Origin of the sequence: Bradyrhizobium sp. ORS 278 (assembly GCF_000026145.1) — a bacterium.
Classification (GTDB): domain Bacteria; phylum Pseudomonadota; class Alphaproteobacteria; order Rhizobiales; family Xanthobacteraceae; genus Bradyrhizobium.
The window spans coordinates 1689085-1711193 of the sequence record NC_009445.1; the positions used below are offsets into that span (position 1 = coordinate 1689085).

The window sequence follows — 22109 nt, forward strand, 5'->3', positions numbered from 1 at the left end:
GATCAGGTTGCGGGAGATCCGCCGCTCGAGGGGACGCTGGACTCGTGGAAGGACTTGAGGCCGAGAAAGCTGATGTCGGGCTTGGTGACAAGATGTACGGGAATGGACCGCAGATAGCTGTCGTAGCGTCCCTTGCTCTCGAACTGCCGGCGGAACGCCGACTTCGCGAAGTAGTCCGGGAAGCGCGGCGGGATGCCGCCGGCGATGTAGACGCCGCCGCGGGCGCAGAAGGTCAGCGCCAGATTGCCGGCGACGGCGCCGAGCCAGGCGCAGAACATGTCGAGCGTGGCGCGGCTGGTGGCGCAGCTGCCATCGAGCGCGGCGTGGGTGATCGCCGCTGCGTCACGCTTGGGCACGTCGACGCCGTCGACCGCTGCGATCGCCTGATAGACGTTCTCGAGGCCCATGCCGGACAGCGCGCGCTCGATCGAGACATGGCCGAAGCGCTCGCGCATCTTGGCGAGCACGGTGGCCTCGCGCATCGTGGTCGCCGGCAGGGTCGCGTGGCCCGCCTCGGTGACCGCGACGGTCGGACGGCCATCATTCGGGAGATAGCAGGCCGCGCCGAATCCGGTGCCCGGGCCGATCACCAGCATCGGCGCGCCCTCGACCGCCGCATGGCCGCCGAGCGCAAACAGATCGTCGGGATGCAGCGCCGGCAGCGACCAGCCGACCGCTTCGAAATCGTTCAACAGCTTCGCCGAGCGCAGATTGAAGTGCGCGGCCAGCTCGGCGCCGTCGATGACCCAGGTAGAGTTGGTCAGCATGCCGCGGTTGCGCTCGATGGGACCTGCGATGTCCAGCACGGCGGAGGCCGGCGGTCCGCCGGCAGCGTGTCGCGCCAGGAAGTCGGTGATGGCATCGGCGATGGTCGGGAAATCCGCGACCTTCAGATGGGCGACCTGGCCGATCGTTCCGTCGTCGAGCAGCGCGAACCGCGCATTGGTGCCGCCGATGTCCCCCAGAAGAACGCGCTCGCTCATCCCTCAATCTTCCGCCCGTTGTGCGGCCGGGCCGGATCGTTCGTCCGCTTGGCCGCAATCTTCTCCGCATACCACTGCGCCGATGCCTTGGGAATGCGGCGCAGGGTGCCGTGGTCGACGTAGACAATGCCGAAGCGCTGGGAATAGCCCGCCCCCCATTCAAAATTATCCAGGAGCGACCAGACGAAATAGCCGCGCACGTCGGCGCCCGCGACGATCGCCTGTTCCATCGCCGCTGTGTAAGCCCTGAGATAGCGGATCCGGTCCTCGTCCTGGATGTGGCCCGCGGCATCGATGGCGTCATCGGCCGCGGTGCCGTTCTCCAGCACATAGATCGGCAGACGGAACCGCCGGTGGATGTCCATCAGTGTCTCGCGGAACGCATCCGGCACGACGGGCCAGCCGATCGCGCTGCGCGGCACGCTGTCCGGAGCCGGACCGAAGCTGGCGCCGATCAGGTTGGTGTCCGCCTTGACGTAGTGCGGCGAGTAGTGGTTCAACCCGAACCAGTCGACGGGACGCGCGATGTCAGCCAGATCGCCGGGCGCGATGTACGGCGCGATGGCCTCCTCGATTTCTGGCGGATAGCTGGCGAACGCCTGCGGGAACGGGAAGGCGTCGTTCCAATAGGCGGCGAGCCGCAGCGCAGCCGCGGCGTCAGCGGGGTGGGCCGTGCAGGGATAGCAAGGCTGCCGGTTGTGGATCGCGCCGATCGAGGCGCCGATGACATCCTTGCGCAGCACGTCGACGGCGCGGCCGTGGCTGAGATTGACGTGGTGGATCGCCTTGTGCAGGGCGGCCTCGTCCGCGACACCCGGCGCATGCCAGCCGAGGCCGTAACCGAACAGCGTGAATACGCAGGGCTCATTGAAGGTGGCGAAGCGCTTGACGCGGTCGCCATAGCGCCTTGCCACCAGCGCGGTATAGTCGGCGAACCAGCCGGCGATGTCGCGGTTCTGCCAGCCGCCGAGCGACTCCAGCGCCTGCGGCAGGTCCCAGTGGTAGAGACAGAGCCACGGCTCTATCTCGGCGGCGAGCAGCGCATCGATCAGCCGGTCGTAGAAGGCGAGTCCGGTCTCATTGACGGCGCCGCGGCCGTGCGGCAGCACCCGCGGCCAGGCGATCGAGAAGCGGTAGGCGTCGAGGCCGAGCTCGCGCATCAGCGCGACGTCCTCTGCATAGCGATGGTAGTGGTCGCAGGCCACCTCGGCGGTATCGCCATGGCTCACGCGGCCAGGCGCGCGCAGATAGACGTCCCAGATGCTGTCGGCGCGGCCGTCGAGATGAGCGGCCCCTTCGATCTGGAAAGCCGAGGTCGACGCGCCCCAGACGAAGTTCGGACGTGCGGTCATATGCAAGGGCGCCTGCGCTGCTGCGGTCCCGCGCATGATGCCTATCGCCGCTGCCAGGCCGTTGACCGGGATCAAGCGGCCCGGCGGTGTCCTGCGCCGGGCAGGGGCCGTGACCTTCGAGGCGGCACGAGCCGCCGCCAATTTGTTGCTCCGTTATGCCCGGGCTTGTCCCGGGCATCCACGTCATTCCGCAGACGAAGGACGACGTGGATGGCCGGGACGAGCCCGGCCATGACGATGAGGAAGCAAACGAGCCCAATAATCCGCGCCCGTATGAGAGAGTCCTGCGCCGGCGAGGGGGGATCATGCAGGCAACGGGCTTGCATCCCGGGTCAAAGCTGTAGAACGTGCGGCCGCCGAGAAATGGAGTTTCGGCTCGAATGAGCGTGTTTCTGCTGCGGCGATGCCTGACCTTGCTTGCGACCCTGGTCGGGGCCTCGCTGATCATTTTCCTGGTGCTCGATGCCCTGCCGGGCAACGCGGCGCAGATGCTGATGGGCGCCGACGCCTCGCCCGACGCGGTGAGGGCGCTGACCATCAAGCTCGGGCTCGATCAGCCGCTGGCGGTGCGCTATGTGCAGTGGCTCGGCGGCCTGCTCACGGGCCATCTCGGCAACAGCTATGCCTATGGCACGCCGGTGGCGGAGCTGATCGGCGAGCGCCTGGCGATGACGATTCCCCTGGCGATCATGGCCATGCTGCTGACGACGGTGCTGGCGCTCGCGGCCGGCATCTACACGGCGGCCCATCACAACCGCATTGGCGATGTCGGCGTGATGTCGCTGACCCAGATCGGCATCGCGCTGCCGAACTTCTGGTTCGCCATTCTCCTGATCCTGCTGTTCGCGGTGAAGCTGCAATGGCTGTCGGCCGGTGGCTTCCCCGGCTGGGAGGACGGCATCTGGCCCGGGCTGCGCGCGCTGCTGCTGCCGGCGGTGGCGCTGGCGGTGGTGCAGGCCGCGATCCTGGCGCGGGTGACGCGCTCCGCCGTGCTCGACGTGCTGCGCGAGGACTTCGTGCGCACGGCGCGCGCCAAGGGCCTGACCAAACGCGAGGTGCTGTGGCAGCACGTGCTGCGCAACGCGATGATCCCGGTGCTCACCGTGATGGGCTTGCAATTTGCCAATCTGCTCGCCGGCACGATCGTGATCGAGAACGTGTTCTATCTGCCCGGGCTCGGCCGCCTCATTTTCCAGTCGATCGCCAACCGCGATCTCATCGTCGTCCGCAACTGCGTGATGCTGCTGGCCGCCATGGTGATCATCGTCAACTTCGTGGTCGACGTGCTCTATGCGGTCATCGATCCGCGCATCAAGGTGCACGAGCTGTGAGTTCGTCCGTGATCGTCCAGCCCGTTGTCGCGCCTGCGACGAACACGTTCTGGCGCCGCGCGCTGCGCCATCGCAGCTTTACGGTCGGTGCGCTGCTCTGCCTCGTCGTGCTCGGCGCCGCGCTGCTGTCGCTGGTGTGGACGCCGTGGTCGGCTTATGAGATCGACGTCGCCTCGAAGCTGCGGCCGCCCTCAGCGGCGCATTGGCTCGGCACCGACGTGCTCGGTCGCGACATCGTCTCCTTGCTGCTGGTCGGCGCGCGCGCGACTATTCTGGTCGGCATCATCGCGGTCGGCATCGGGCTGACCTGCGGCGTCTGTCTCGGGCTGATCGCGGCCGCGCAGCGCGGCTGGACCGAGGAGCTGGTGATGCGCTTCAGCGATTTCACCTTCGCCTTTCCCGCCGTGCTGTCGGCGATCATGCTGGCTGCGGTGATCGGACCGGGCATGGTGACGTCGATCACCGCGATCGGCATCTTCCAGATCCCGGTGTTCGTGCGCGTCACCCGCGGCTCCGCCGGCGCGATCTGGGCGCGCGAGTTCATCCTGGCGGCGAGCGCCGCCGGCAAGGGTCGCTTCCGCATCACCATCGAGCACGTGCTGCCGAACATCCTGTCGATCCTGATCGTGCAGGCGACGATCCAGTTCGCGCTGGCGATTCTCGCGGAGGCCGCGCTGTCCTATCTTGGCCTCGGCACGCAGCCGCCGCAGCCGTCCTGGGGGCGCATGCTGAACGATGCACAGACGCTGCTGTTCCAGTCGCCGAGCCTCGCGGTCTATCCGGGTGCTGCGATCGCGCTCGCTGTGCTCGGCCTCAATCTGCTCGGGGACGGTCTGCGCGACCTGCTCGATCCGCGGCTGGCGAGGCAGCGATGAGCGCAGACAAACAGGCGCTGCTCGAGGTCTCAGGCCTCGGCATCCGGCTCAATACCAGCCGCGGCCCAGCGCAGGCCGTGCGCGATGTGTCCTTAGCGTTGACGCGCGGCGAGACGCTCGGCATCGTCGGCGAGTCCGGCTGCGGCAAGTCGATCACCGCGCTGGCGCTGCTCGGGCTGCCGCCCGACAGCGCCGTCGTCAGCGGCAGCATCCGACTCGATCGCCGCGAATTGGTCGGACTCGATGATGCCGATTACTGCAAGCTGCGCGGCAACCGCATCAGCATGATCTTCCAGGAGCCGATGACGGCGCTGAACCCGATGCACACCATCGGCCGTCAGGTCGCCGAGCCGCTGCTGCGGCACACCGGCTGCTCCGCGGCGGAGGCCAAACGCGAGGCCATCGCGCTGCTCGACCGGGTCGGCCTGCCTGATCCCGCCAGACGTTTTGACGCCTACCCGCATCAGTTCTCCGGCGGCCAGCGCCAGCGCATCACCATCGCGATGGCGCTCGCCTGCAAGCCCGACGTGCTGATCGCCGACGAGCCGACCACCGCGCTTGACGTCACCATCCAGCGCCAGATCCTCGATCTCATCGCCGACCTCGTGGCCGAGCAGGGCATGGCGATGATCCTGATCTCGCATGATCTCGGCGTCATCGCCGAGAACGTGCAGCGCATGATGGTGATGTATGGCGGCACGGTCGTCGAAAGCGGAAGCACCGACGCGGTGTTCTCGCGCATGGGCCATCCCTACACGCAGGGCCTGTTCCAGGCGCGCCCGCGGCTCGGCGCGCGCAAGGGCACGCGGCTTGCGACCATCGCCGGCACGGTGCCGGAGCTCGCCGATCTGCCTGCCGGTTGTCCATTCGCCGATCGCTGCGGGCTGGTGATCGATGCCTGTCGGTCGGCGCTGCCGCCGCTGATCGAGATCGGCGCAGGACATGGCGTCCGCTGCATTCGAACCGATGACGCGCTCGCGCGCGAGCCGGTGGGAGTCACCGCGTGAGTGCCGCCATCGGGGATGCGTCGCAGGCGCCGCTGCTCGAGATCAGGGATCTCGTCCAGCGCTACACGCTGCCGCGTGAAAGTCTGCTGCGGCCGCCGGGACAAGTGCTCGCGCTCAACGGCGTCTCGCTCTCGCTGATGCCGGGCAAGAGCCTCGGCATCGTCGGCGAGTCCGGGTCCGGCAAGTCGACCCTCGCGCGCCTGATCATGGCGCTGGAGAGACCGTCGTCGGGATCGGTGCTGATGTCCGGGCGCGATCTCCACCATCTTCCGGCCGATGAGCTGCGCCGCGCCCGGCGCGATTTCCAGATGGTGTTCCAGGACCCGTATGGATCGCTCGATCCGCGCCAGACCATCGCGCGCATCGTCGCCGAGCCGCTGACCGCGCTGGAGAGCCCGGATCGCGACACGTTGCGGACGCGCGTCGCGAGCGTGTTGCGGCAGGTGGGCCTGCGGGATGCCGACATGGACAAATATCCGCACGAGTTCTCCGGCGGCCAGCGCCAGCGCATTGCGATCGCGCGCGCGCTGATCACCCAGCCGAAGCTGATCGTCGCCGACGAGCCGGTCTCGGCGCTCGACGTATCGGTGCAGGCGCAGGTGCTGAACCTGATGCAGGATCTGCAGGAGCAGTTCGGCCTCAGCTACGTGCTGATCAGTCACGACCTCGCGGTGGTCGACTATCTCTGTGACGAGGTCGCGGTGATGTATCTCGGCCGCATCGTCGAGCGGGGGCGGCCGGAAGATCTGTTCGGCCAATGCGCGCATCCCTACACGCGCGCGCTGCTGGACGCCGTGCCGCGGGCGCAGGCTGGCGCTGTCAGGCGTAAGCGCGAGAACGTTGCGATCGCCTCGCAATCCCTCGGCTCGCGAGGATGCGCTTATGCGCCGCGCTGTCCGCTGGCCGACGCCCATTGCCGCGAGAGCGCTCCCGCGCTGCGGGCACTGGCGGCGCAGCATTCGGCTGCCTGCCACCATGCGGAAAGCGTGATGGCGCTGCCGGCGCTGGCCGCGCGGGAAGATCCGCCTCTTGTCTCCAAGTCGCTTTGACGCATAATCGGTTCCGTCCGGGAGAGATAAACAATGTTGAAAAGACTATCGATCATCGCTTTGACCGCCATCGCTTTGACCGCGCTCGCCGCGGCGGCTGCCGTGCCGGCCTCGGCGCAGAGCAAGAAGGACAGCGTCGTCGTCGGCATGACCCTGGAGCCGCCGGGGCTCGACCCGACCAGCGCGGCGGCCGCCGCTATCGCCGAGGTCACGCTCTACAACGTCTATGAGACGCTGACCAAGATCAACGAGGACGGCTCGGTGTCGCCGCTGCTGGCCGCGAGCTGGCAGGCCTCGTCCGACCTGAAGAGCTACACGTTCAAGCTCATCAAGGGCGTCAAATTCCAGAACGGCGAGGCGTTCGATTCCGCGGCCGTGAAGTTCTCGTTCGAGAAGGCCGGCGCCGCCAACAGCACCAACAAGGACAAGGCGCTGTTCCAGGCGATGGAGGCGGTCAATGCGCCCGACGCCGAGACGATCGAGATCAAGCTGAAGTATTCCGAGCCGAACCTGCCGTTCCTGCTCGGCCAGGCCACCGCATCGATCGTCGAGCCGAAGAGCGCGCCGACCGATGCGACGCAGCCGGTCGGCACCGGCCCGTACACGCTCGGCAGCTGGGCCAAGGGCTCGTCGCTGACCTTGAACAAATGGCCTGAGTATCGCAATGCCGCGGCCGTCAAGCTGTCCAAGGTGACGATCCGCTTTATCTCCGATCCGGCGGCGCAGGTCGCGGCGCTGCTGTCGGGCGACGTCGAAGCGTTCCCGCGCGGCACCACGGCGCGCACCATCGCGCAGTTCAAGTCCGACCCGCGCTTCACCGTGCTGATCGGCGGCTCCAAGGCGAAGACCATCCTCACCATCAACAACAAGAAGAAGCCGCTCGACGACGTCCGCGTCCGCCGAGCCATCCTCGCCGCGATCGACCGCAAGGCGCTGATCGAAGGCGCGGTCGACGGGCTGGGCACGCCGATCGGAAGCTTCTATGTGCCGGGCTCGCTCGGCTATGTCGACACCACCGACATCAACCCGTATGATCCGGAGAAGGCGAAGAAGCTGCTGGCCGAAGCCGGCGTCACCACGCCGCTGCAACTATCGCTGCGGCTGCCCCCGCCGGCCTATGCACGGCAGGGCGGCGAGGTAATCGCGGCGCAGCTCGCCAAGGTCGGCATCACCGCCAAGATCGAAAACCTCGAATGGGCGGCATGGCTGTCGCAGGTGTTCAACGGGCCGCACGATTTCGACCTCACGATCGTCTCGCATGTCGAGCCGTTCGATCTCGTGAAGTTCACTGAGCCGAACTATTATTTCGGCTATCAGTCCGAAGCGTTCAACAAACTCTACCAGCAGATCGTCGATACGCCGAACGAGGCCGATCGCGCCAAGCTGCTCGGCGACGCCCAGCGCCTGCTGGCCACCGACGCCGCCGCCGGCTTTCTGTTCCAGCCGCAATGGATCACCGTGATCAACAAGAAGCTGAAGGGCGTATGGAAGGACGTGCCGCAGTTCGAGAATGATTTCGCGAGCTGGAGCTGGGAGTGAGCGGCGGAGTTCTTGGTACGACCGCCGCAGCAACGCTGCCCAATACAGTGCCCTCTCCCCTTGCGGGAGAGGGCATCGACGGCTGATCAGCTTGTTCGGTCGGGTGAGGGGTCTCTCTCCGCACGTCACGCCCGTGGAGACATACCCCTCACCCAATCTCGTATGCCGTTCTGTCCTGCATGCCCTCTCCCGCAAGGGGAGAGGGCGCATTAATTGGCACCGGCGAGTTCACCAACGACCGACTTGCGATAGACGTCGACGTGACTCATCAGTTCAATTCGGCCAGTCGATCGGCGTGAAGCGCAATTGCCGGCGGCGCATCTCGGCCTGAAGTTCCTGAGCATATTGCTTGGCCCGTTCGCCGATCAGGCGGTAGGGTCCGCCGATCCGGCTGTCAGCTGCCACCTGCTTGCGGACGCTTTCGTAATACGCCATCAAGCTCTCATCCGTGGAATTCACAAATCTCATTGACGCGCCCTCGCAACAAGTCCCCCTCGCTGCCAAGTTTGCACGGCTTTTTCGCCGCAGCAGCGACATAAGTTAACGTCCCCCGCCGCAAATGGTTCCGTTTGTGTTCCAACCTGTCTTCGCCGGTTGACGCATCAACTCACAGGAACCCTTCCGTCGCTCGACATTTGGTTCCGCGATCCAAAACGAGGACGGCGATGCGCACTGAAGTTCTGGTCATCGGCGGCGGCCCCGCAGGACTGATGGCCGCGATCTATCTTGCGCGATTCAGGCGCCATGTCGTTGTCGTCGATAGCGGCGCATCGCGCGCGGCGCTTATCCCGCGCAGCCACAATCTGCCCGGGTTTCCGAACGGCCTTCCTGGCAGCGAGCTGTTGGCTCGCATGCAGCGGCAGGTCGAGGAGCTTGGCGTGCCGATCATTCGCGGCACGGTCACCGCGCTGGAAACCCGCGATGATCGAATCCTCGCCGCACACAAAGGAGAGCCGATTGTGGCGCAACGCGCCATGCTGGCGACCGGCATCGTCGACAAGCAAACGCCGCTGGTCGATTGGACTGTGGCGGTGCGTGAAGGGGCGCTGCGCTATTGCCCGGTCTGCGACGCGTTCGAGGCGATCGGCCGCAAGATCGCGATCATCGGTCCGCTTGGACACGCCGCGGGCAAGGCGCTGTTCATGCGTGTGTATAGTTCCGACGTCACGCTGATCCCGGTCGGAGACGAGCAGAACGACGAGAAGCGGCGGGAGCTCGCCGGGGCCGGCGTTCGCGTGACGCCGCCGCTGCGCGGGCTGCAACGGGAGGAGGACGTCATGTCGGCCACTTTTGCGGATGGAAGTTGCGAACGCTTCGAGATCGTCTATCCGGCCATGGGCGCCGATGTTCGTTCCGAGCTCGCGATCGCGCTCGGCGCGCGGCATACGTCCGACGGGTTTCTCGAGGTCGATGGCAAGCAACGCTGCGGCGTCGACCGCCTCTATGGCATTGGCGACGTCGTCACCGACCTGCACCAGATCGCGGTGGCGTTCGGCCATGCTGCAGTCGCGGCATGCCACGCACATCATTCGCTTCCGATGCGCTATGCGGAACCATCCGGGGCGCAGGACAAATTGATCACAACCTGAAATCGCGATATCCTATGTAAGTGCCGCTGGCGTTGACGTGTCGGACCATGGCGGATGGACAGGAAATCGGCATGTTTGGCGGCTGCATCCAGCTGCCGTGAGGAAGCCGAACGCGATCCCGCCCGGCGTGACCTCTGGCTGCAGCAAGCCTCGAAATGGACGACGCTCGCAGGCGAGCAGGCGGGGCATGCCTTGATCGTCTGCGACCAGCCGGCGGCTGCGAGTCAGGAGGGTCGCCGCTAGAGTCCGCTCACTGCAGCGTCGGATCGAGCTTGTCACGCAGCCAGTCGCCGATCACGGACACCGCGAGCGTGGTCACCACGATGGTGACCGCCGGTGCGAGCATGATCCATGGCGCGCGCGTCAGATATTCGCGGCCGTAGCCGACCATGTTGCCGAGGCTGGTCATCGGCGGCTGCACGCCGAGGCCGAGGAACGACAGGCCCGATTCCAGCAGGATGACTTCCGGGAACACCAGCGTCATCGACACGATCAGTGTCGAGGCGATGTTCGGCAGGATGTGCCTGAGATATACGCGCTGCGGCGTCGCGCCGAGCTGGCGCACGGCGGCGGCATAGCCTTGCGCGTTGGCGGAGATCGCCAGCCCGCGCGCGATGCGCGCGTAGCGCTCCCAGCCGAACAGGCCCATCAGGCCGATCAGGAGCGGCAGCGAGTTGCCGAAGAAGGCAAGCACCGCGAGCGCGAGGATCAGGAACGGCATGCTGGCCTGGAAATCCGCGAGCATCAGCACGAACTGCTCGACGAGGCCGCGGAAATGCGCGGCGAGAAAGCCGAGTGTGGTGCCGGCGACGGCCGAGATCGCGGTGGCGCCGAACGCGATCAGGAGCGAGATGCGGATCGAGACAATGAGGCGCGAGAGCACGTCGCGGCCGAGCTCGTCGGTACCGAGCCAATGCGCCGGGTTGCCCGGCAGGGACAGACGGTTGCGCAGGTCGAACTTGGTGAAGCCGTAGGGCGCGATCTGATCGGCGAAGATCGCGACCACCAGCATCGCCGCGATCCAGGCGATCGCGATGGTGACGGAGAGGGGAATATTGGGCCAGCGCAGCCGCCTTGCGGCCACTGCCTTCATTGCGACGTCGGTCATGCCGCGGCTCCCTTGCTGCGAAGCCGCGGATCGAGCAAGCCGTAGAGGAAATCGACGATCAGGTTCGAGGTCACCATGGTCATCGCCACCAGCAGCAGGATGCATTGCACGACGGCGAGGTCGCGATTGGCGACGGCCACGACCAAGAGCCGGCCGACGCCGGGCCAGGAGAACACGCTTTCGACCACGACGGCGCCGGCGATCAGGCTGCCGACCATGAAGCCGAGAATGGTGACGGTCGGGATCGCGGCATTCGGTAGCGCGTGATCGGTGATGACGCGGCGCCACGGCACGCCCTTGGCTGATGCCGTGCGGATGTAGGGCTGGCCGAGGATCTCCAGCATCGCGCTGCGGGTGAAGCGCGCCAGCACGGCGGCGCCGCCGAAGCCCAGCGTGACGATCGGCAGGATGGCATGTCGCCACGACTCCTGTCCGCCCGAGGGCAGCCAGCCGAGCTGCACGGCAAAGATCAGCACCAGCAGCAGCGCCAGCACGAAGCTCGGCACGGTGAACCCGGCCACCGCGGTGATCATCACCGCGCGGTCGATCGCCGATCCCCGATGCAGCGCGGCGTAGATGCCGGCGGGGATGCCGAGCAGAACTTTCACCAGGAACGCCGGAATTGTCAGTGCGAGCGTTGCCGGGATGCGCTCGATCACGAGCTGAATCGCAGGCCGGCCGTCGCGCATCGAGCGGCCCAGCTCGCCCTGGCCGATCGCCTTGAAGTAGTCGAGATACTGGACCCAGATCGGATGATCGAGGCCCCAAGCCTTGCGGAAAGCTTCGATCACCTCGGGCGGCGCCTCCGGGCCCATGATCATCAGCGCGGGGTCGCCTGACAGCCGCAGCACGATGAAGGCGAAGGTGACGACGAGCGCGATGGTCAACAGCGCGCGCGACAGGCGGATGGCGAAGAAGCGCAGCATCACGCGGCGTCCTGGTTCTGCGAGGGCGCGCCGGTCACGAGATGGCACGCCACCTGGCGCTGCGGATCAAGCGCGATCAGTTGAGGCACCTCGGTCTTGCAGCGCGCCGTCGCATGACGGCAGCGCGGATGAAAGGCGCAGCCCGAGGGACGCGCCGCCGGATTGGGCGGATCGCCCGTCAGCACGATGCGACCAGTGCTGCGGCGGCCGGGTGCAGGCGAGGCCGACACCAGCGCCTGGGTGTAAGGATGCTGCGGACGTGCGAACAGATCGTCGGCATCGCCATGTTCGACGATGCGGCCGAGATACATCACGGCGACCTTGCGGCTGATCTGCCGGATCACGCGCAGGTCATGGCTGATGAACAGCATGGTCAGCCCGAGTCGCGCCTGCAGATCGACCAGCAGATTCACCACCTGCGCCTGGATCGAGACATCCAGCGCGCTGACCGGCTCGTCGCAGACCAGGAAGTCCGGCCTGGTCGCGAGCGCGCGCGCCAGCACGATGCGCTGGCGCTGTCCGCCCGACAGTGCGCCGGGATAACGGTGGCCATGGCTGTCGTTGAGATCGACCGCATGCAGCAGCTCGTGCACGCGCGCCGCGCGCTCGGCTTTGGTGCCGATGTCGTGGATGTCGAGCGGCTCGCGGATCTGCTCGGCGACGGGTAGCCTGCGATCGAGCGCGCCGAGCGGATCCTGGAAGATCATCTGCATGCGCGCGCGCTGGGCGCGCCACGCAGCCGTGCCAGGTGCCGCGATCGGCGCGCCATCGAAGCGCACGCTGCCGTGGTCCGGCGGCTCGAGCCCGAGCACCATGCGGCCGGTGGTGGATTTGCCGGAGCCGGATTCGCCGACGATGCCGAGCGTCTCGCCCTTCTGGATCGAGAAGCTGAGGCCGTCGACGGCATGGACGGAGGTGAAACGCCCGAACAGGCCGGACCGCATCCGATAGGTACGCGAGATCGCGTTGACCTCGACGAGTGGCGACGTCATTCGGCGGCAAGCTCCACCGGCAGCCGCTGCGGCCGCAGGCAGGCGACCGCGCGATCCAGCTCGATCGGCGCCAGCGGCGGCACGCTCGCATGACAGCCGTCGGCGACGTGGGCACAACGCGGCGCGAAGGCACAGCCGCTCGGCAGCGCGCGCGGATCCGGCACCGTGCCGGGTATCGCCTGCAGCCGCTTGCGCGCGCCATCGAGCGGCGGCAGCGCGCCGATCAGGCCTTGTGCATAAGGATGCCAGGGATCATCGAACAGACGCGTGGCGGGGGCGCGCTCGACGATGCGGCCGGCATACATCACGCAGACGCGGTCGCAATTCTCCGCGACGACGCCGAGATCGTGGCTGATCAGCACCATCGCCATGTTGAATTCGAGGCGCACGGCGGCCAGGAGATCGAGGATCTGAGCCTGGATGGTCGCATCGAGCGCGGTGGTCGGCTCATCGGCAATCAACAGATCAGGCTGCCCGGCAAGCGCCATCGCGATCATGATGCGCTGGACCTGCCCACCGGAGAATTCGTGCGGATAGGCTGACAAGCGCCTGTTCGCGTCGGGAATGCCAACGAGATCCAGCAGCCGCAGCGCCTCGACCCGTGCGGCCTCGCCGCGCAGGCCGCGATGCAGCGCGAGGCTTTCACACAACTGGCGCCGGATGGTCAGCACGGGATTGAGCGCGCTGGCAGGATCCTGGAAGATCATCGCGATGCGCCGGCCGCGCACCTGGTCGAGCACCTTGCCATCGGCGCCGATCAGTTCGCGCCCATCCAGCGTGGCGGAGCCCGTGACCCTCGCCTTGGCGGGCAACAGCCCGAGCGCCGCGAGCCAGGTCACCGACTTGCCGGATCCCGACTCGCCGACGAGGCCGACGGCCTCGCCCTTGGCGATGTCGAGATCGATGCCATGCAGCACTTGTGTGCCGTCGAAGGCGACCTTCAAGCCGGAGATGCTGACCAGCGGCGCCACGGCGTCACGCTCCGTAATTGCCGCTGCGGAAGTCCATCGCGAAGGCCGGCGAGGCCTTCCACTTGATCGACTTCGGCTTCGCCGTGAAGGTCGCGTTCTGGTGCAGCACGGTGTAGGCCGGGTCCTCGCGCTCGGCGATCTCCAGCATGCGGCCGAACGCCTTCTTGCGCGCGGCGCGGTCCGTCGACGTCTCCAGGAACTCCGACAGCTTGTTCAACTCGGCATTGGTGTATTCGCCGACCTGCTGCTGCTGGCCGTTGGGGCCGTGCTGGGCGACCAGCGACGACACCGGATCGTTGAACGCCGCCGAGTTCGACCAGTCGCGCACCGCGCGGGTGGGGGCGCGCTCCAGGATCTGCGACCAGTTCTCCTTGGTCTCGATCTGGACGTTGAGGCCGACCGCCTGCCACATCTCGACCAGCACCTGGGCGGTCGCGACCTGATTGGTGTAGTAGTTGTTGAGCAGGCGGTAGGGGATCGGATCGCCCTTGTAGCCGGCCTGCTTCAAAAGATCCTGCGCCAGCTTCGGGTCGAACGCCGGCACGCTCCAGTCGGCGATGAACATGTCGCCGTAGAACTCCCACTGCAGACCCTTCGGCACGCGGGTGCGGCCGGCCCACAGGCTGTCGACGATCGCCTGGCGGTCGATCGCATGGGTGAAGGCGCGCCTCACCAGGGGATTGGCGAGCTGCGGATGGTTCTTGTCGAACACGGTCAGGCGGTGATTGAGGATGGTGCCGCCCTGGACCTCGAACGCCGAATTCTTCTCGATGCCGGCGATCTGGTCCGGCGGGATGTCGCAGGCGAATTGATACTCACCGGACAAGAGACCGTTGATGCGGCTCGCGACCTCCGGCACCTCGACGAAGCGGATCCGCTTCAGCGGCGGGCGGCCGCCCCAATATTCGTCATGCGCTTCGAGCGTCAGCGACACGTCCGGCTTGAACTCGACGATCTTGTAGGGGCCCGTGGTGATCGGCTTGCGCGCCCAGTCGAGATAGCTCGCGGCCTCTTCCCAGCCGCGCCGGCTCATAATGTCGGAGCCGTAGCGCATCAGGCGGCCTTCGATGGTCACGTCAGGCGTCGCGTTGACGAAGCGCACGGTGTATTTGTCGACCGCGTCGACGCGGACGAGATCCGGCCACATCCGGCGGGCGACGCCGATGACGTCCGGCGGCAGCTCCTTGCCAGGGCGCGGCGTCGGGATCTTCTCGAACGCCTTGATGGTGGTGCGGCTCTTGGCCTCGCTGTCGCCGAACATGCGCTCGCGACTGAACGAGAACACGACGTCCTCCGACGTCATTTCGTCGCCATTGTGGAACTTGACGCCCTGGCGCAGCTTCAATTCGACGGTCTGGTCGTCGATGCGCTTCCACTCGGTGGCGAGCCCGGGCACGGCTTCGAGATTGCCGCGGAAGTTCTTCGAGATCAGGCTTTCCCACAGCGAGGAGTAGAACACGCGCTCGCCGACATTGGACTGCTCGCGCAGCACGTCGAGCACGTTGGAGTTGGTCACCTTCTGCACGGCGATGGTGACCGAGGGACGGTTGTCGCTCTGCGCGATCGACACGCGCGGCAGGATGAAGCTGCCGCCGATGGCGGCGCCGGCGCCGAGCAGGCTGCGACGGGTGAGCTTGGTCATGGCAATCTCTCGTGAGGTTGTCAGGAAATGAAAGGCGTTGGTTATTGCGCGAGCTCGAGCGAGGCGAGGTACGCCGCGCCGGCCTTGACGTGATCGTGGTTGCGCAGCTCGAGGATCAGACGCGGATTGGAGGTGAGCTTCGCGAGCGCGCGGAACACGGCGACCCAGCGGATGTTGCCTTCGCCCGGCGCCCAATGGCGATCGGCGTAGCCGTCGGTGTCCTGCAGATGCACATGCGCCAGCATGTCGCCGGCGGCATCGACGTAGTAGTCGACCGGCGGTGCGCCGGTGGAATGATGCGCGTAGTTGGCGTGGCCGGTGTCGAGCGACACGCGCACCTTGCTGCTGCCGAGCGCCTTCGCCAATCCGACGCGATCCAGCGGATTCTTGTCCTCGATGTTTTCGATCACGAGCTCGCAATTGGCCTGCTCGGCGGAGGCGATCACATCCGACAGCGTCGCGCGGACGCGCTCGATCAACCCCTCGCGATTGTCGGGCAGCATGTCGATATTGTTGTAGTCCCAGGTCGTGTAGGGCGAGTGGATCACCATCTGCGTTGCGCCGAGGAACTCTGCGACCTCGAGGCCCTGCAGCAGCCGCTTGGTGACCGCGCGGCGGATCATCGGGTCGTGGCTGGCGATGGTGAAGCCCCAGAACGGGCCATGGATGCCGAGCCGGCCGGTGTGCCCGTCCAGCATCGACTTGATCTCCTTGGCGGTGCCGCGCCAGTCGCTGTCGAGCAGGTCGGCGCGGAAGAAGTCCTGGATCTCGAGATCACGCTGGCGCTCAAGCAGCCAGTCGGTGTGCGCAGGAATCGATTTGACGGAGAGGGCGGCGCCCAGGACGGGCAGCGTGGCGGACATCGGTGAGATCCCTTCTTGAGACCTCGCGAGCGCTAGCGGAATTCGATGACGCCCCCATGAAGGGCTGTGGATGAAAGCCTCGACATCTTGTGTGGCTGTGCCTTTGGCGGTGCGCAGGCCTCTATCCCTGGGGTAGATGATCGCTTCCGGCATCTACTTGACGTAGGCGCCGGAATTGCAACAATGCGGCAAAATGGGGGATGCATGATGACGGTGCGGAGGGCGTTCTTGGTGGCGATGATGTCGGCCCTGGCGCTGATGTCGGCCGCATTGATCAAGGCCGCACAGGCGAAGGGCCCTTTCGGCACGATTTCGGTCGCTGGCTGGTCGGGCGGCGCGTACACCGATGACAACACCGGCAAGTTCTCGAGCTGTATCGCGTCGGCCAGCTACAAGAGCGGGATCAATTTCGGCGTGCTCGCGCTCGGCGCTGTCGCATCCGGCCATTCTGGGCGGCGGCGACCGGCCTGTGTGGCTCACCGCAGGCGGTGTCGCCTGGAAGGCCGACAACGCCACGGGCTTCGTCCGCATCGTCCCGCCGCAGCGCAATGTCGATGGCCTCGAGGTCGCCGCCACGATCATCGGCAACGACGCGCGCGACTGCAAAGGCAAGTTCATCTCGGCGCGCAACAGCGAACTGGTCGACAGCGCCGTCGTGTTTCGCGGCATGTCGTCGTGCGAGGACAGCGAGAAGTCCGATGTCGCCGAATACTTCATCTTCCCGCGCAAGGCCGGCGGCTTCGTGCTGTTCTCGGTCGTCACGCCGACGACGCCGGTCGGTCATGGCGGTGGTCAGCAGTTGCAGACGCGCGAGGAGGCGAACGCCAACTTCCGCAAGGCGGCGTTCACGTCCATTGCGAAATAGGCCGCGCCAAGCGGGCGGCCTTCGCCTCAGCCGCGCGCCCGCTTCGGCCGCCTGATGGCCCGCACCGTGGCGCTGCCGCCGCCGCCGCAATACAGCGTCTCGCCGCCATCGGATTCCATGCCAGAGACGCCGGCGCCGGCAGGCATGTCGAGCTGATCGAGCACCTCGCCCGTGGCGGGATCGATATGCCTGATGTCGCTGACGTCGTCCTCCCAGGTGCCATGCCAAAGTTCGCCATCCACCCACGTCACGCCGGTGACGAAGCGCGTGCAGGGGATGCTGCGCAGGATCTGCCCCGTCGCCGGATCGATCTGGTGAATCTTGCGATCGCGATAGGCGCCGACCCACAGCGACCCCTCCGCCCACGCAAGCCCTGAATCGCCGCCGCCGGAGGGCGCGGGGATCGTCGCGAGCACCCGTCCGTTGTCCGGGTCCACCTTGTGAATGCGATCCTCGGCGATCTGATAGAGATGCCGGCCATCGAAGGCCGTTCCGGCATGCGATGGTACATCGAGCGATTTGCGTACCGTGCCATCGGCTGGATCGAACGCCTTGATGCTGCCACCGGTCGCGATCCAGACCTGTTCGCCATCATAACTGACGCCGTTGACGCGCTCGGCGCCGTCGAACGGGCCGTATTCGCGAATGATCTCTGCCTGTGCTCTTGCCATGTGATGATCCATCCATTGCTGACGGTGGCACGCTAGTCGAGCGACGACCAGGCCGGGAGTAACAAGCTGGTCGCGAATGCCGGCACCACCGGGCAGGTCCAGCGCTGGGCGCGGCCGTGACCAAACGATTGGACCTTGCCTGACAAAGCGAGAGCGTCGAGCGCGCGCTGCACCGTGCGCTGGCTGGCGCCGAGCGCCAGCGCAAGGCCGGAGCTCGACCATGCCTCGCCGTCGGCGAGGCAGGCCAGCACCGGAGCGTTCTCGTCCTCGCTCGGCTGCGCCAGCACGACGACATCGCGGCCTTCGCAAGCGGCCATGGCAAAGCCGTCACGCGTGGCATTGATCTCCGCCATGCCCTTCAAGAGCTGACGCAGGCGCCCGATCTCGACGCGCAAGCGCGCGCGATGCGACTCGTCGGCCTCCTTGCCGCGGAATGCCGCGGTGATCAGCTCCGACCGCGAGACATCATCGGGCGTCACCGCCAGCCTGCGGGCAAGCGCAAACAAGACCGGACGCCGCGCCAGCGGTACGATGCGGTCGCCTTGCCGCACCGCGAGCCGGCAGGCATCGATGATCAGGCTGTCCGATCGGAACAGCGCCTCGACCTCGTCGAGCCGCAGCAGCCGCTCGTTCCGGACCTGGATCAGGCGCGCGGCCGGCGCGGACAGCGTTGCAGCGAGCCGCTCCACCTCGGCATGCAGCTCCGGACTGTGCGTCTGCCGCGCCGTGCGCGCGGCGCGCTCCAGCGCGGCTTGCGCGGTCCTGATCTGCAGGCGGCGCAGGGCCAAGCCGGCGACGATCAGCTCGTAGATCGTGCGCGCCGCCGGATGCAAAGGGGACGGATCGAGATCGGCCAAGCCGCGTTCGGCCGCATCGAGATGACCAATGAGGACCATCCGCCGGATTTCGAGGCTCCGCGCATAGGCGGCATTGGTGCGGTCGCCGTGCTGCTCCAGGATGTCACGCGCTTCAGCCAGTGCCTTCGTCGGCCACGACAGCTCACGCGCCGCGAGCGCGATCTCGGCTTCTGCAACGGCGCAGCGGGCGCGCGCCATCGCCGCCTTCGGACCGAAGCTGCGCGCCGCGCGCCGCAGCAGCGCCTTCGCGCGCGCAAAGTCGCCCAGCCGCGCCATCGCAATGCCCCGCACGGCGAGCGCCGGCGGATCGTCGCGCAATGCAACGCGATTCAGCGCGCCGAGCGGATCACCCGCGGCGAGCGCCTGCGCCGCCGCGGAGATCAGCGAGTCCATGCAAATCCCGCCACACTTGTCACTCCCGGCTCCTCCCGCTGCGATCCTAGTCTCAGATGCGGTCAACACGCAAAGGAGACGGACATGACCATGCATCTCACGGGAACTCGCGAAGACTGGCTCAAGGCACGGCTCGACCTGCTGCAAGCCGAAAAGGACTACACGCGCCTCGGCGACGATCTGGCGCAGCGTCGGCAGGCGCTGCCATGGGTGCGCGTCGACAAGGACTATCGTTTCGACACCGACGATGGGCCCGCGACGCTGTCCGATCTCTTCAAAGGCCGCTCGCAGCTGCTCGTCTACCACTTCATGTTCGGGCCCGACTTCCAGGCCGGCTGCCCGTCCTGCTCGATGATCGCCGATGGCTTCAACGGCTTCCAGGTCCATCTCGCCAACCACGACGTGATGCTGTGGGCCGTCTCGCGCGCGCCGCTGGCGAAGCTGAAGGCCTACAAGAGCCGCATGGGCTGGAGCTTCCCGTGGGCCTCCTCGGCCAGCAGCGACTTCAACTTCGACTTCGACGTGGCGATCACCGAGGAGCAGCAGCGCCTGGGGGGCACCGCGTACAACTACCGTGCCAGCCCGCCGATGGGAGCATCGGATGTGCCGGCCATGGTGTCCGAGATCGCCGCGACCGCAGGCACCGACGGGGCGACCTTCATGCGTGATCGGCCGGGCATGAGTGCGTTCATCGTCGAGGACGGCGTCGTCTATCACACCTATTCGGCTTACGCGCGCGGCCTCGATGGCCTGTGGGGCGCCTATCAATGGCTCGACCGCGCGCCGAAGGGCCGCAACGAGCAGGGCGTGTGGTGGCGCCGCCGCGACGAATACGTCGCGCGCTGAGAGCGTGGAGTGAGCCATGGCGTTCTTTCTCCGCAGGCGGCGTGTGATGCCGGAGCTCGCCGAAGCCCTGCGCCTCGCCGCGACGCCGACCTTCGCGCTGATGGCGGTGCTGAACGCCATGGCCAGGGATGGCCGAGCAGACGTGATCTGCTCGGCCATGCCGGCGGGGGCTCCGCTCAGCGACATGACCGTGATGTATCTACTGATGAGTGTGTTTCATCTGGCGCCGTGGTTGAAGCGGATGCGGCGGAGCGATCCAAGGACACGGGAGACGTTGGGGCAAGGGCGGCAGCATGGCAGTTAGTTGCCGACGAGCCAAACTTGCGGAGAGAGACCCCTCACCCAAGCGAGTTCGCGGACGGGCCGCCGATGCCCTCTCCCACAAGGGGAGAGGGCGCTGTATCGCGCAGTCTTGTTGCTGCGCTATGCAGGCGCGGCCTATGATTGAGGGAGCGCGATGGCTGTTATTGCGCCCTCTCCCCTTGTGGGAGAGGGCATGTAGGACAGAGCGGCAGGCGCGCTTGGGTGAGGGGTATGTCTCCGCATCATTGGCTGTCGAGAGAGCATTCCGCTGAACCGACACCCAGCCAACAGCGCGCGTTACGCCTCCGCCGCCACCTTCAGCGCCTCTGCCCGAATCTCCTCCACCAGGCGCTCCTTCAGTGCGACGAACTCCGGCGAGGTCTTGATCTTGTACGACCGCGGATGCGGCAGGTCGATCTTGATGTCGGCCTTGATGCGGCCGGGGCGGGCGCTCATCACCAGCACGCGGCTGCCGAGGAAGATCGCCTCCTCGATGTCGTGGGTGACGAACAGCACCGTCTTCTGGTCGCGCTCCCAGATGCCGAGCAGCATCTCCTGCATCAGCACGCGGGTCTGGTTGTCGAGTGCGCCGAACGGCTCGTCGAGCAGCAGGATTTTCGGATCATTGGCGAGCGCGCGCGCGATCGCGCAGCGCTGCTGCATGCCGCCGGAGAGCTGCTTCGGCCAGTGGTTCTCGAAGCCCTTCAGGCCGATCTGCTGGATGAAGCGGTCGGCGACAGCGTTGCGCTTGTCCTCCGGCACCCCGCGCTCGCGCAGGCCGAAGGCGATGTTTTCGCGCACCGTCAGCCAGGGAAACAGCGTGTAGGACTGGAACACCATGCCGCGGTCGGCGCCGGGTCCTCTGACCTCGCTTCCGTCGAGCAGCACCTGGCCGCTGGTCGGATGGTCGAGCCCGGCGACGATGCGCAGCAAAGTCGACTTGCCGCAGCCGGATGGGCCAAGGATGGTGACGAAGTCGTTGTTGCCAATGGTGAGCGCGACCGGCTCCAGCGCCCGCGTCGGCGCGTGGCCCTGGCGGGCCGGGAAAATGCGGGTGACCTGATCGATGACGAGCGTGGTCATGCGAGCTTCCACGGGAACAGCCAGGCGTTGAAGGCCTTGAACAGGAAATCCGAGATCAGCCCGATCAGGCCGATGATGATAATGCCGAAGATGATCTGCCCGGTGTTGAGCAGCGCCTGGCTGTCGGTGATCATGTGGCCGATGCCGGAGGAGGAGCCGATCAGCTCGGCGACGATGACATAGGTCCAGGCCCAGCCGAGCACGAGCCGCAGCACCTCGGCGATATCGGGCGCAGCCGATGGCAGCAGTACGCGGGCGATGATGCCGCGGTCGCTGGCGCCGAGCGTATAGGCGGCTTCGACGAGGTCGCGCCGCGTGTTGCCGACGGTCACCGTGATCATCAGGATGATCTGGAACACCGAGCCGATGAAGATGATCAGCAGCTTCTGCAGCTCGCCGATGCCGGCCCACAGGATGAGCAAGGGGATGAAGGCGGAGGCAGGCAGGTAGCGCGCGAAGGAGACGAACGGCTCAAGGAACGCCTCGACCGGCTTGTACGCGCCCATCAAGAGGCCGAGCGGCACGGCGATCGCAGCCGCGAGCACGAACCCGCCGACCACGCGCCAGACGGTCATGCCGATGTCGTAGAGGAAGCCGAATTTGACCAGCAGGTCCCAGCCCTCGCGCAGCATCGTCAGCGGATCGGCGAGGAAGGTCTTCGACACATAGCCGCCGAACGTCGCCAGCGACCACGCGACGACGAAAAGCACGAAGAAGGCGAGGCCGAGCGCTGTTCTTGATCGGGCGCTGACGGGATCGAGAGGTCGGATCACGGAGCAGGCTTTCGTGGAGTGGTGCGGGCGGTTCGAGGAGACAGCTTCTGAGCAGATGGACGTCGTCTTTGGGCAGAACGTATCATCACCG

The 22109-nt window shown here is 66.6% G+C and carries 22 protein-coding genes; 9 read left to right on the forward strand and 13 right to left on the reverse strand.

Going from position 1 to position 22109, the window contains the following annotated elements:
* Window positions 1-2: 2 nt before the first annotated feature.
* Both glk and BRADO_RS07410 read right to left on the reverse strand, forming a co-directional pair.
* Window positions 3-983 carry a glucokinase gene (glk, locus tag BRADO_RS07405; protein ID WP_011924687.1) on the reverse strand — a complete coding sequence of 327 codons (981 nt, stop codon included), beginning with the start codon at window positions 981-983 and terminating at the stop codon, window positions 3-5.
* Window positions 980-2335, reverse strand: a complete 1356-nt coding sequence (locus tag BRADO_RS07410; protein WP_050780965.1) for a GH1 family beta-glucosidase — start codon at window positions 2333-2335, stop codon at window positions 980-982. The genes glk and BRADO_RS07410 overlap by 4 nt, the downstream gene beginning before the upstream one ends.
* A gap of 380 nt (window positions 2336-2715) precedes the next feature.
* Between BRADO_RS07410 and BRADO_RS07420 the strand changes: the two genes are divergently transcribed.
* Genes BRADO_RS07420 through BRADO_RS07440 form a run of 5 tightly spaced genes read left to right on the forward strand, consistent with a single transcriptional unit; the run spans window position 2716 to window position 8136 of the window.
* On the forward strand, window positions 2716-3666 hold the full coding sequence (locus BRADO_RS07420; protein WP_011924689.1) for an ABC transporter permease: 951 nt from the start codon (window positions 2716-2718) through the stop codon (window positions 3664-3666).
* Between the two features lie 8 nt (window positions 3667-3674).
* Window positions 3675-4541, forward strand: coding sequence for an ABC transporter permease (locus BRADO_RS07425; protein ID WP_011924690.1), 867 nt, complete (start codon window positions 3675-3677; stop codon window positions 4539-4541).
* Entirely contained in the window at window positions 4538-5548 is a 1011-nt protein-coding gene (locus BRADO_RS07430) for an ABC transporter ATP-binding protein (RefSeq protein WP_011924691.1), read from the forward strand. Before BRADO_RS07425 ends, BRADO_RS07430 begins: the two co-directional genes overlap by 4 nt.
* Window positions 5545-6597, forward strand: coding sequence for an ABC transporter ATP-binding protein (locus BRADO_RS07435; RefSeq protein WP_011924692.1), 1053 nt, complete (start codon window positions 5545-5547; stop codon window positions 6595-6597). Before BRADO_RS07430 ends, BRADO_RS07435 begins: the two co-directional genes overlap by 4 nt.
* A 33-nt stretch (window positions 6598-6630) precedes the next feature.
* Window positions 6631-8136 (forward strand): ABC transporter substrate-binding protein, encoded by a 1506-nt coding sequence (locus tag BRADO_RS07440; protein ID WP_011924693.1) that lies wholly within the window; start codon window positions 6631-6633, stop codon window positions 8134-8136.
* A 273-nt stretch (window positions 8137-8409) separates the two neighbouring features.
* Here BRADO_RS07440 and BRADO_RS07445 read toward each other — a convergent pair whose 3' ends face one another.
* Window positions 8410-8571, reverse strand: a complete 162-nt coding sequence (locus tag BRADO_RS07445; RefSeq protein ID WP_011924694.1) for a hypothetical protein — start codon at window positions 8569-8571, stop codon at window positions 8410-8412.
* A gap of 230 nt (window positions 8572-8801) precedes the next feature.
* Here BRADO_RS07445 and BRADO_RS07450 point away from each other — a divergent pair, with 230 nt between their 5' ends.
* Window positions 8802-9725, forward strand: a complete 924-nt coding sequence (locus BRADO_RS07450) for an NAD(P)/FAD-dependent oxidoreductase (RefSeq protein ID WP_011924695.1) — start codon at window positions 8802-8804, stop codon at window positions 9723-9725.
* 250 nt (window positions 9726-9975) lie between these two features.
* On the opposite strand, the gene BRADO_RS07455 is transcribed toward BRADO_RS07450, so the two are convergent.
* Genes BRADO_RS07455 through BRADO_RS07480 form a run of 6 tightly spaced genes read right to left on the reverse strand, consistent with a single transcriptional unit; the run spans window position 9976 to window position 16227 of the window.
* On the reverse strand, window positions 9976-10818 hold the full coding sequence (locus BRADO_RS07455; RefSeq protein WP_011924697.1) for an ABC transporter permease: 843 nt from the start codon (window positions 10816-10818) through the stop codon (window positions 9976-9978).
* Window positions 10819-10829: 11 nt separating this feature from the next.
* Complete coding sequence (locus tag BRADO_RS07460) at window positions 10830-11759, reverse strand: ABC transporter permease (RefSeq protein ID WP_041756227.1); 930 nt, start codon at window positions 11757-11759, stop codon at window positions 10830-10832.
* Complete coding sequence (locus BRADO_RS07465; protein ID WP_011924699.1) at window positions 11759-12751, reverse strand: ABC transporter ATP-binding protein; 993 nt, start codon at window positions 12749-12751, stop codon at window positions 11759-11761. The genes BRADO_RS07460 and BRADO_RS07465 overlap by 1 nt, the downstream gene beginning before the upstream one ends.
* Window positions 12748-13722, reverse strand: coding sequence for an ABC transporter ATP-binding protein (locus BRADO_RS07470; protein ID WP_011924700.1), 975 nt, complete (start codon window positions 13720-13722; stop codon window positions 12748-12750). The genes BRADO_RS07465 and BRADO_RS07470 overlap by 4 nt, the downstream gene beginning before the upstream one ends.
* A gap of 4 nt (window positions 13723-13726) precedes the next feature.
* Entirely contained in the window at window positions 13727-15364 is a 1638-nt protein-coding gene (locus BRADO_RS07475; RefSeq protein ID WP_011924701.1) for an ABC transporter substrate-binding protein, read from the reverse strand.
* Between the two features lie 41 nt (window positions 15365-15405).
* Window positions 15406-16227: a sugar phosphate isomerase/epimerase gene (locus tag BRADO_RS07480; RefSeq protein WP_011924702.1), complete on the reverse strand. Its 822-nt coding sequence runs from the start codon at window positions 16225-16227 to the stop codon at window positions 15406-15408.
* A 469-nt stretch (window positions 16228-16696) separates the two neighbouring features.
* Here BRADO_RS07480 and BRADO_RS35705 point away from each other — a divergent pair, with 469 nt between their 5' ends.
* Window positions 16697-17092 carry a hypothetical protein gene (locus BRADO_RS35705; RefSeq protein ID WP_244422983.1) on the forward strand — a complete coding sequence of 132 codons (396 nt, stop codon included), beginning with the start codon at window positions 16697-16699 and terminating at the stop codon, window positions 17090-17092.
* A 26-nt stretch (window positions 17093-17118) separates the two neighbouring features.
* Here the strand turns inward: BRADO_RS35705 and BRADO_RS07490 are convergent, their stop codons facing one another.
* Together BRADO_RS07490 and BRADO_RS07495 are read right to left on the reverse strand one after the other, a co-directional pair.
* Window positions 17119-17763: a PQQ-binding-like beta-propeller repeat protein gene (locus BRADO_RS07490; RefSeq protein ID WP_011924704.1), complete on the reverse strand. Its 645-nt coding sequence runs from the start codon at window positions 17761-17763 to the stop codon at window positions 17119-17121.
* A 32-nt stretch (window positions 17764-17795) separates the two neighbouring features.
* The gene (locus BRADO_RS07495) at window positions 17796-19013 is read right to left on the reverse strand and encodes a hypothetical protein (RefSeq protein WP_011924705.1); all 1218 of its coding nucleotides are present in this window, start codon (window positions 19011-19013) and stop codon (window positions 17796-17798) included.
* Window positions 19014-19097: 84 nt separating this feature from the next.
* Between BRADO_RS07495 and BRADO_RS07500 the strand changes: the two genes are divergently transcribed.
* Both BRADO_RS07500 and BRADO_RS07505 read left to right on the forward strand, forming a co-directional pair.
* Window positions 19098-19859 (forward strand): DUF899 domain-containing protein, encoded by a 762-nt coding sequence (locus BRADO_RS07500; RefSeq protein WP_041756228.1) that lies wholly within the window; start codon window positions 19098-19100, stop codon window positions 19857-19859.
* A gap of 16 nt (window positions 19860-19875) precedes the next feature.
* The gene (locus BRADO_RS07505; RefSeq protein ID WP_041756229.1) at window positions 19876-20163 is read left to right on the forward strand and encodes a hypothetical protein; all 288 of its coding nucleotides are present in this window, start codon (window positions 19876-19878) and stop codon (window positions 20161-20163) included.
* Between the two features lie 296 nt (window positions 20164-20459).
* On the opposite strand, the gene BRADO_RS07510 is transcribed toward BRADO_RS07505, so the two are convergent.
* Both BRADO_RS07510 and BRADO_RS07515 read right to left on the reverse strand, forming a co-directional pair.
* Window positions 20460-21245, reverse strand: coding sequence for an ABC transporter ATP-binding protein (locus BRADO_RS07510; RefSeq protein WP_011924708.1), 786 nt, complete (start codon window positions 21243-21245; stop codon window positions 20460-20462).
* Window positions 21242-22015 carry an ABC transporter permease gene (locus BRADO_RS07515; RefSeq protein WP_085972853.1) on the reverse strand — a complete coding sequence of 258 codons (774 nt, stop codon included), beginning with the start codon at window positions 22013-22015 and terminating at the stop codon, window positions 21242-21244. The genes BRADO_RS07510 and BRADO_RS07515 overlap by 4 nt, the downstream gene beginning before the upstream one ends.
* Window positions 22016-22109: the final 94 nt, after the last annotated feature.

Excerpts from the sequence above, each read along its gene's own strand:
- glk (WP_011924687.1), bottom strand. The coding sequence starts at position 983 with ATGAGCGAGCGCGTTCTTCTGGGGGACATCGGCGGCACCAATGCGCGG.
- BRADO_RS07410 (WP_050780965.1), bottom strand. The coding sequence starts at position 2,335 with ATGACCGCACGTCCGAACTTCGTCTGGGGCGCGTCGACCTCGGCTTTC.
- BRADO_RS07420 (WP_011924689.1), top strand. The coding sequence starts at position 2,716 with ATGAGCGTGTTTCTGCTGCGGCGATGCCTGACCTTGCTTGCGACCCTG.
- BRADO_RS07430 (WP_011924691.1), top strand. The coding sequence starts at position 4,538 with ATGAGCGCAGACAAACAGGCGCTGCTCGAGGTCTCAGGCCTCGGCATC.
- BRADO_RS07440 (WP_011924693.1), top strand. The coding sequence starts at position 6,631 with ATGTTGAAAAGACTATCGATCATCGCTTTGACCGCCATCGCTTTGACC.
- BRADO_RS07445 (WP_011924694.1), bottom strand. The coding sequence starts at position 8,571 with ATGGCGTATTACGAAAGCGTCCGCAAGCAGGTGGCAGCTGACAGCCGG.
- BRADO_RS07450 (WP_011924695.1), top strand. The coding sequence starts at position 8,802 with ATGCGCACTGAAGTTCTGGTCATCGGCGGCGGCCCCGCAGGACTGATG.
- BRADO_RS07455 (WP_011924697.1), bottom strand. The coding sequence starts at position 10,818 with ATGAAGGCAGTGGCCGCAAGGCGGCTGCGCTGGCCCAATATTCCCCTC.
- BRADO_RS07460 (WP_041756227.1), bottom strand. The coding sequence starts at position 11,759 with ATGCTGCGCTTCTTCGCCATCCGCCTGTCGCGCGCGCTGTTGACCATC.
- BRADO_RS07465 (WP_011924699.1), bottom strand. The coding sequence starts at position 12,751 with ATGACGTCGCCACTCGTCGAGGTCAACGCGATCTCGCGTACCTATCGG.
- BRADO_RS07475 (WP_011924701.1), bottom strand. The coding sequence starts at position 15,364 with ATGACCAAGCTCACCCGTCGCAGCCTGCTCGGCGCCGGCGCCGCCATC.
- BRADO_RS07480 (WP_011924702.1), bottom strand. The coding sequence starts at position 16,227 with ATGTCCGCCACGCTGCCCGTCCTGGGCGCCGCCCTCTCCGTCAAATCG.
- BRADO_RS07490 (WP_011924704.1), bottom strand. The coding sequence starts at position 17,763 with ATGGCAAGAGCACAGGCAGAGATCATTCGCGAATACGGCCCGTTCGAC.
- BRADO_RS07495 (WP_011924705.1), bottom strand. The coding sequence starts at position 19,013 with ATGGACTCGCTGATCTCCGCGGCGGCGCAGGCGCTCGCCGCGGGTGAT.
- BRADO_RS07500 (WP_041756228.1), top strand. The coding sequence starts at position 19,098 with ATGACCATGCATCTCACGGGAACTCGCGAAGACTGGCTCAAGGCACGG.
- BRADO_RS07505 (WP_041756229.1), top strand. The coding sequence starts at position 19,876 with ATGGCGTTCTTTCTCCGCAGGCGGCGTGTGATGCCGGAGCTCGCCGAA.
- BRADO_RS07510 (WP_011924708.1), bottom strand. The coding sequence starts at position 21,245 with ATGACCACGCTCGTCATCGATCAGGTCACCCGCATTTTCCCGGCCCGC.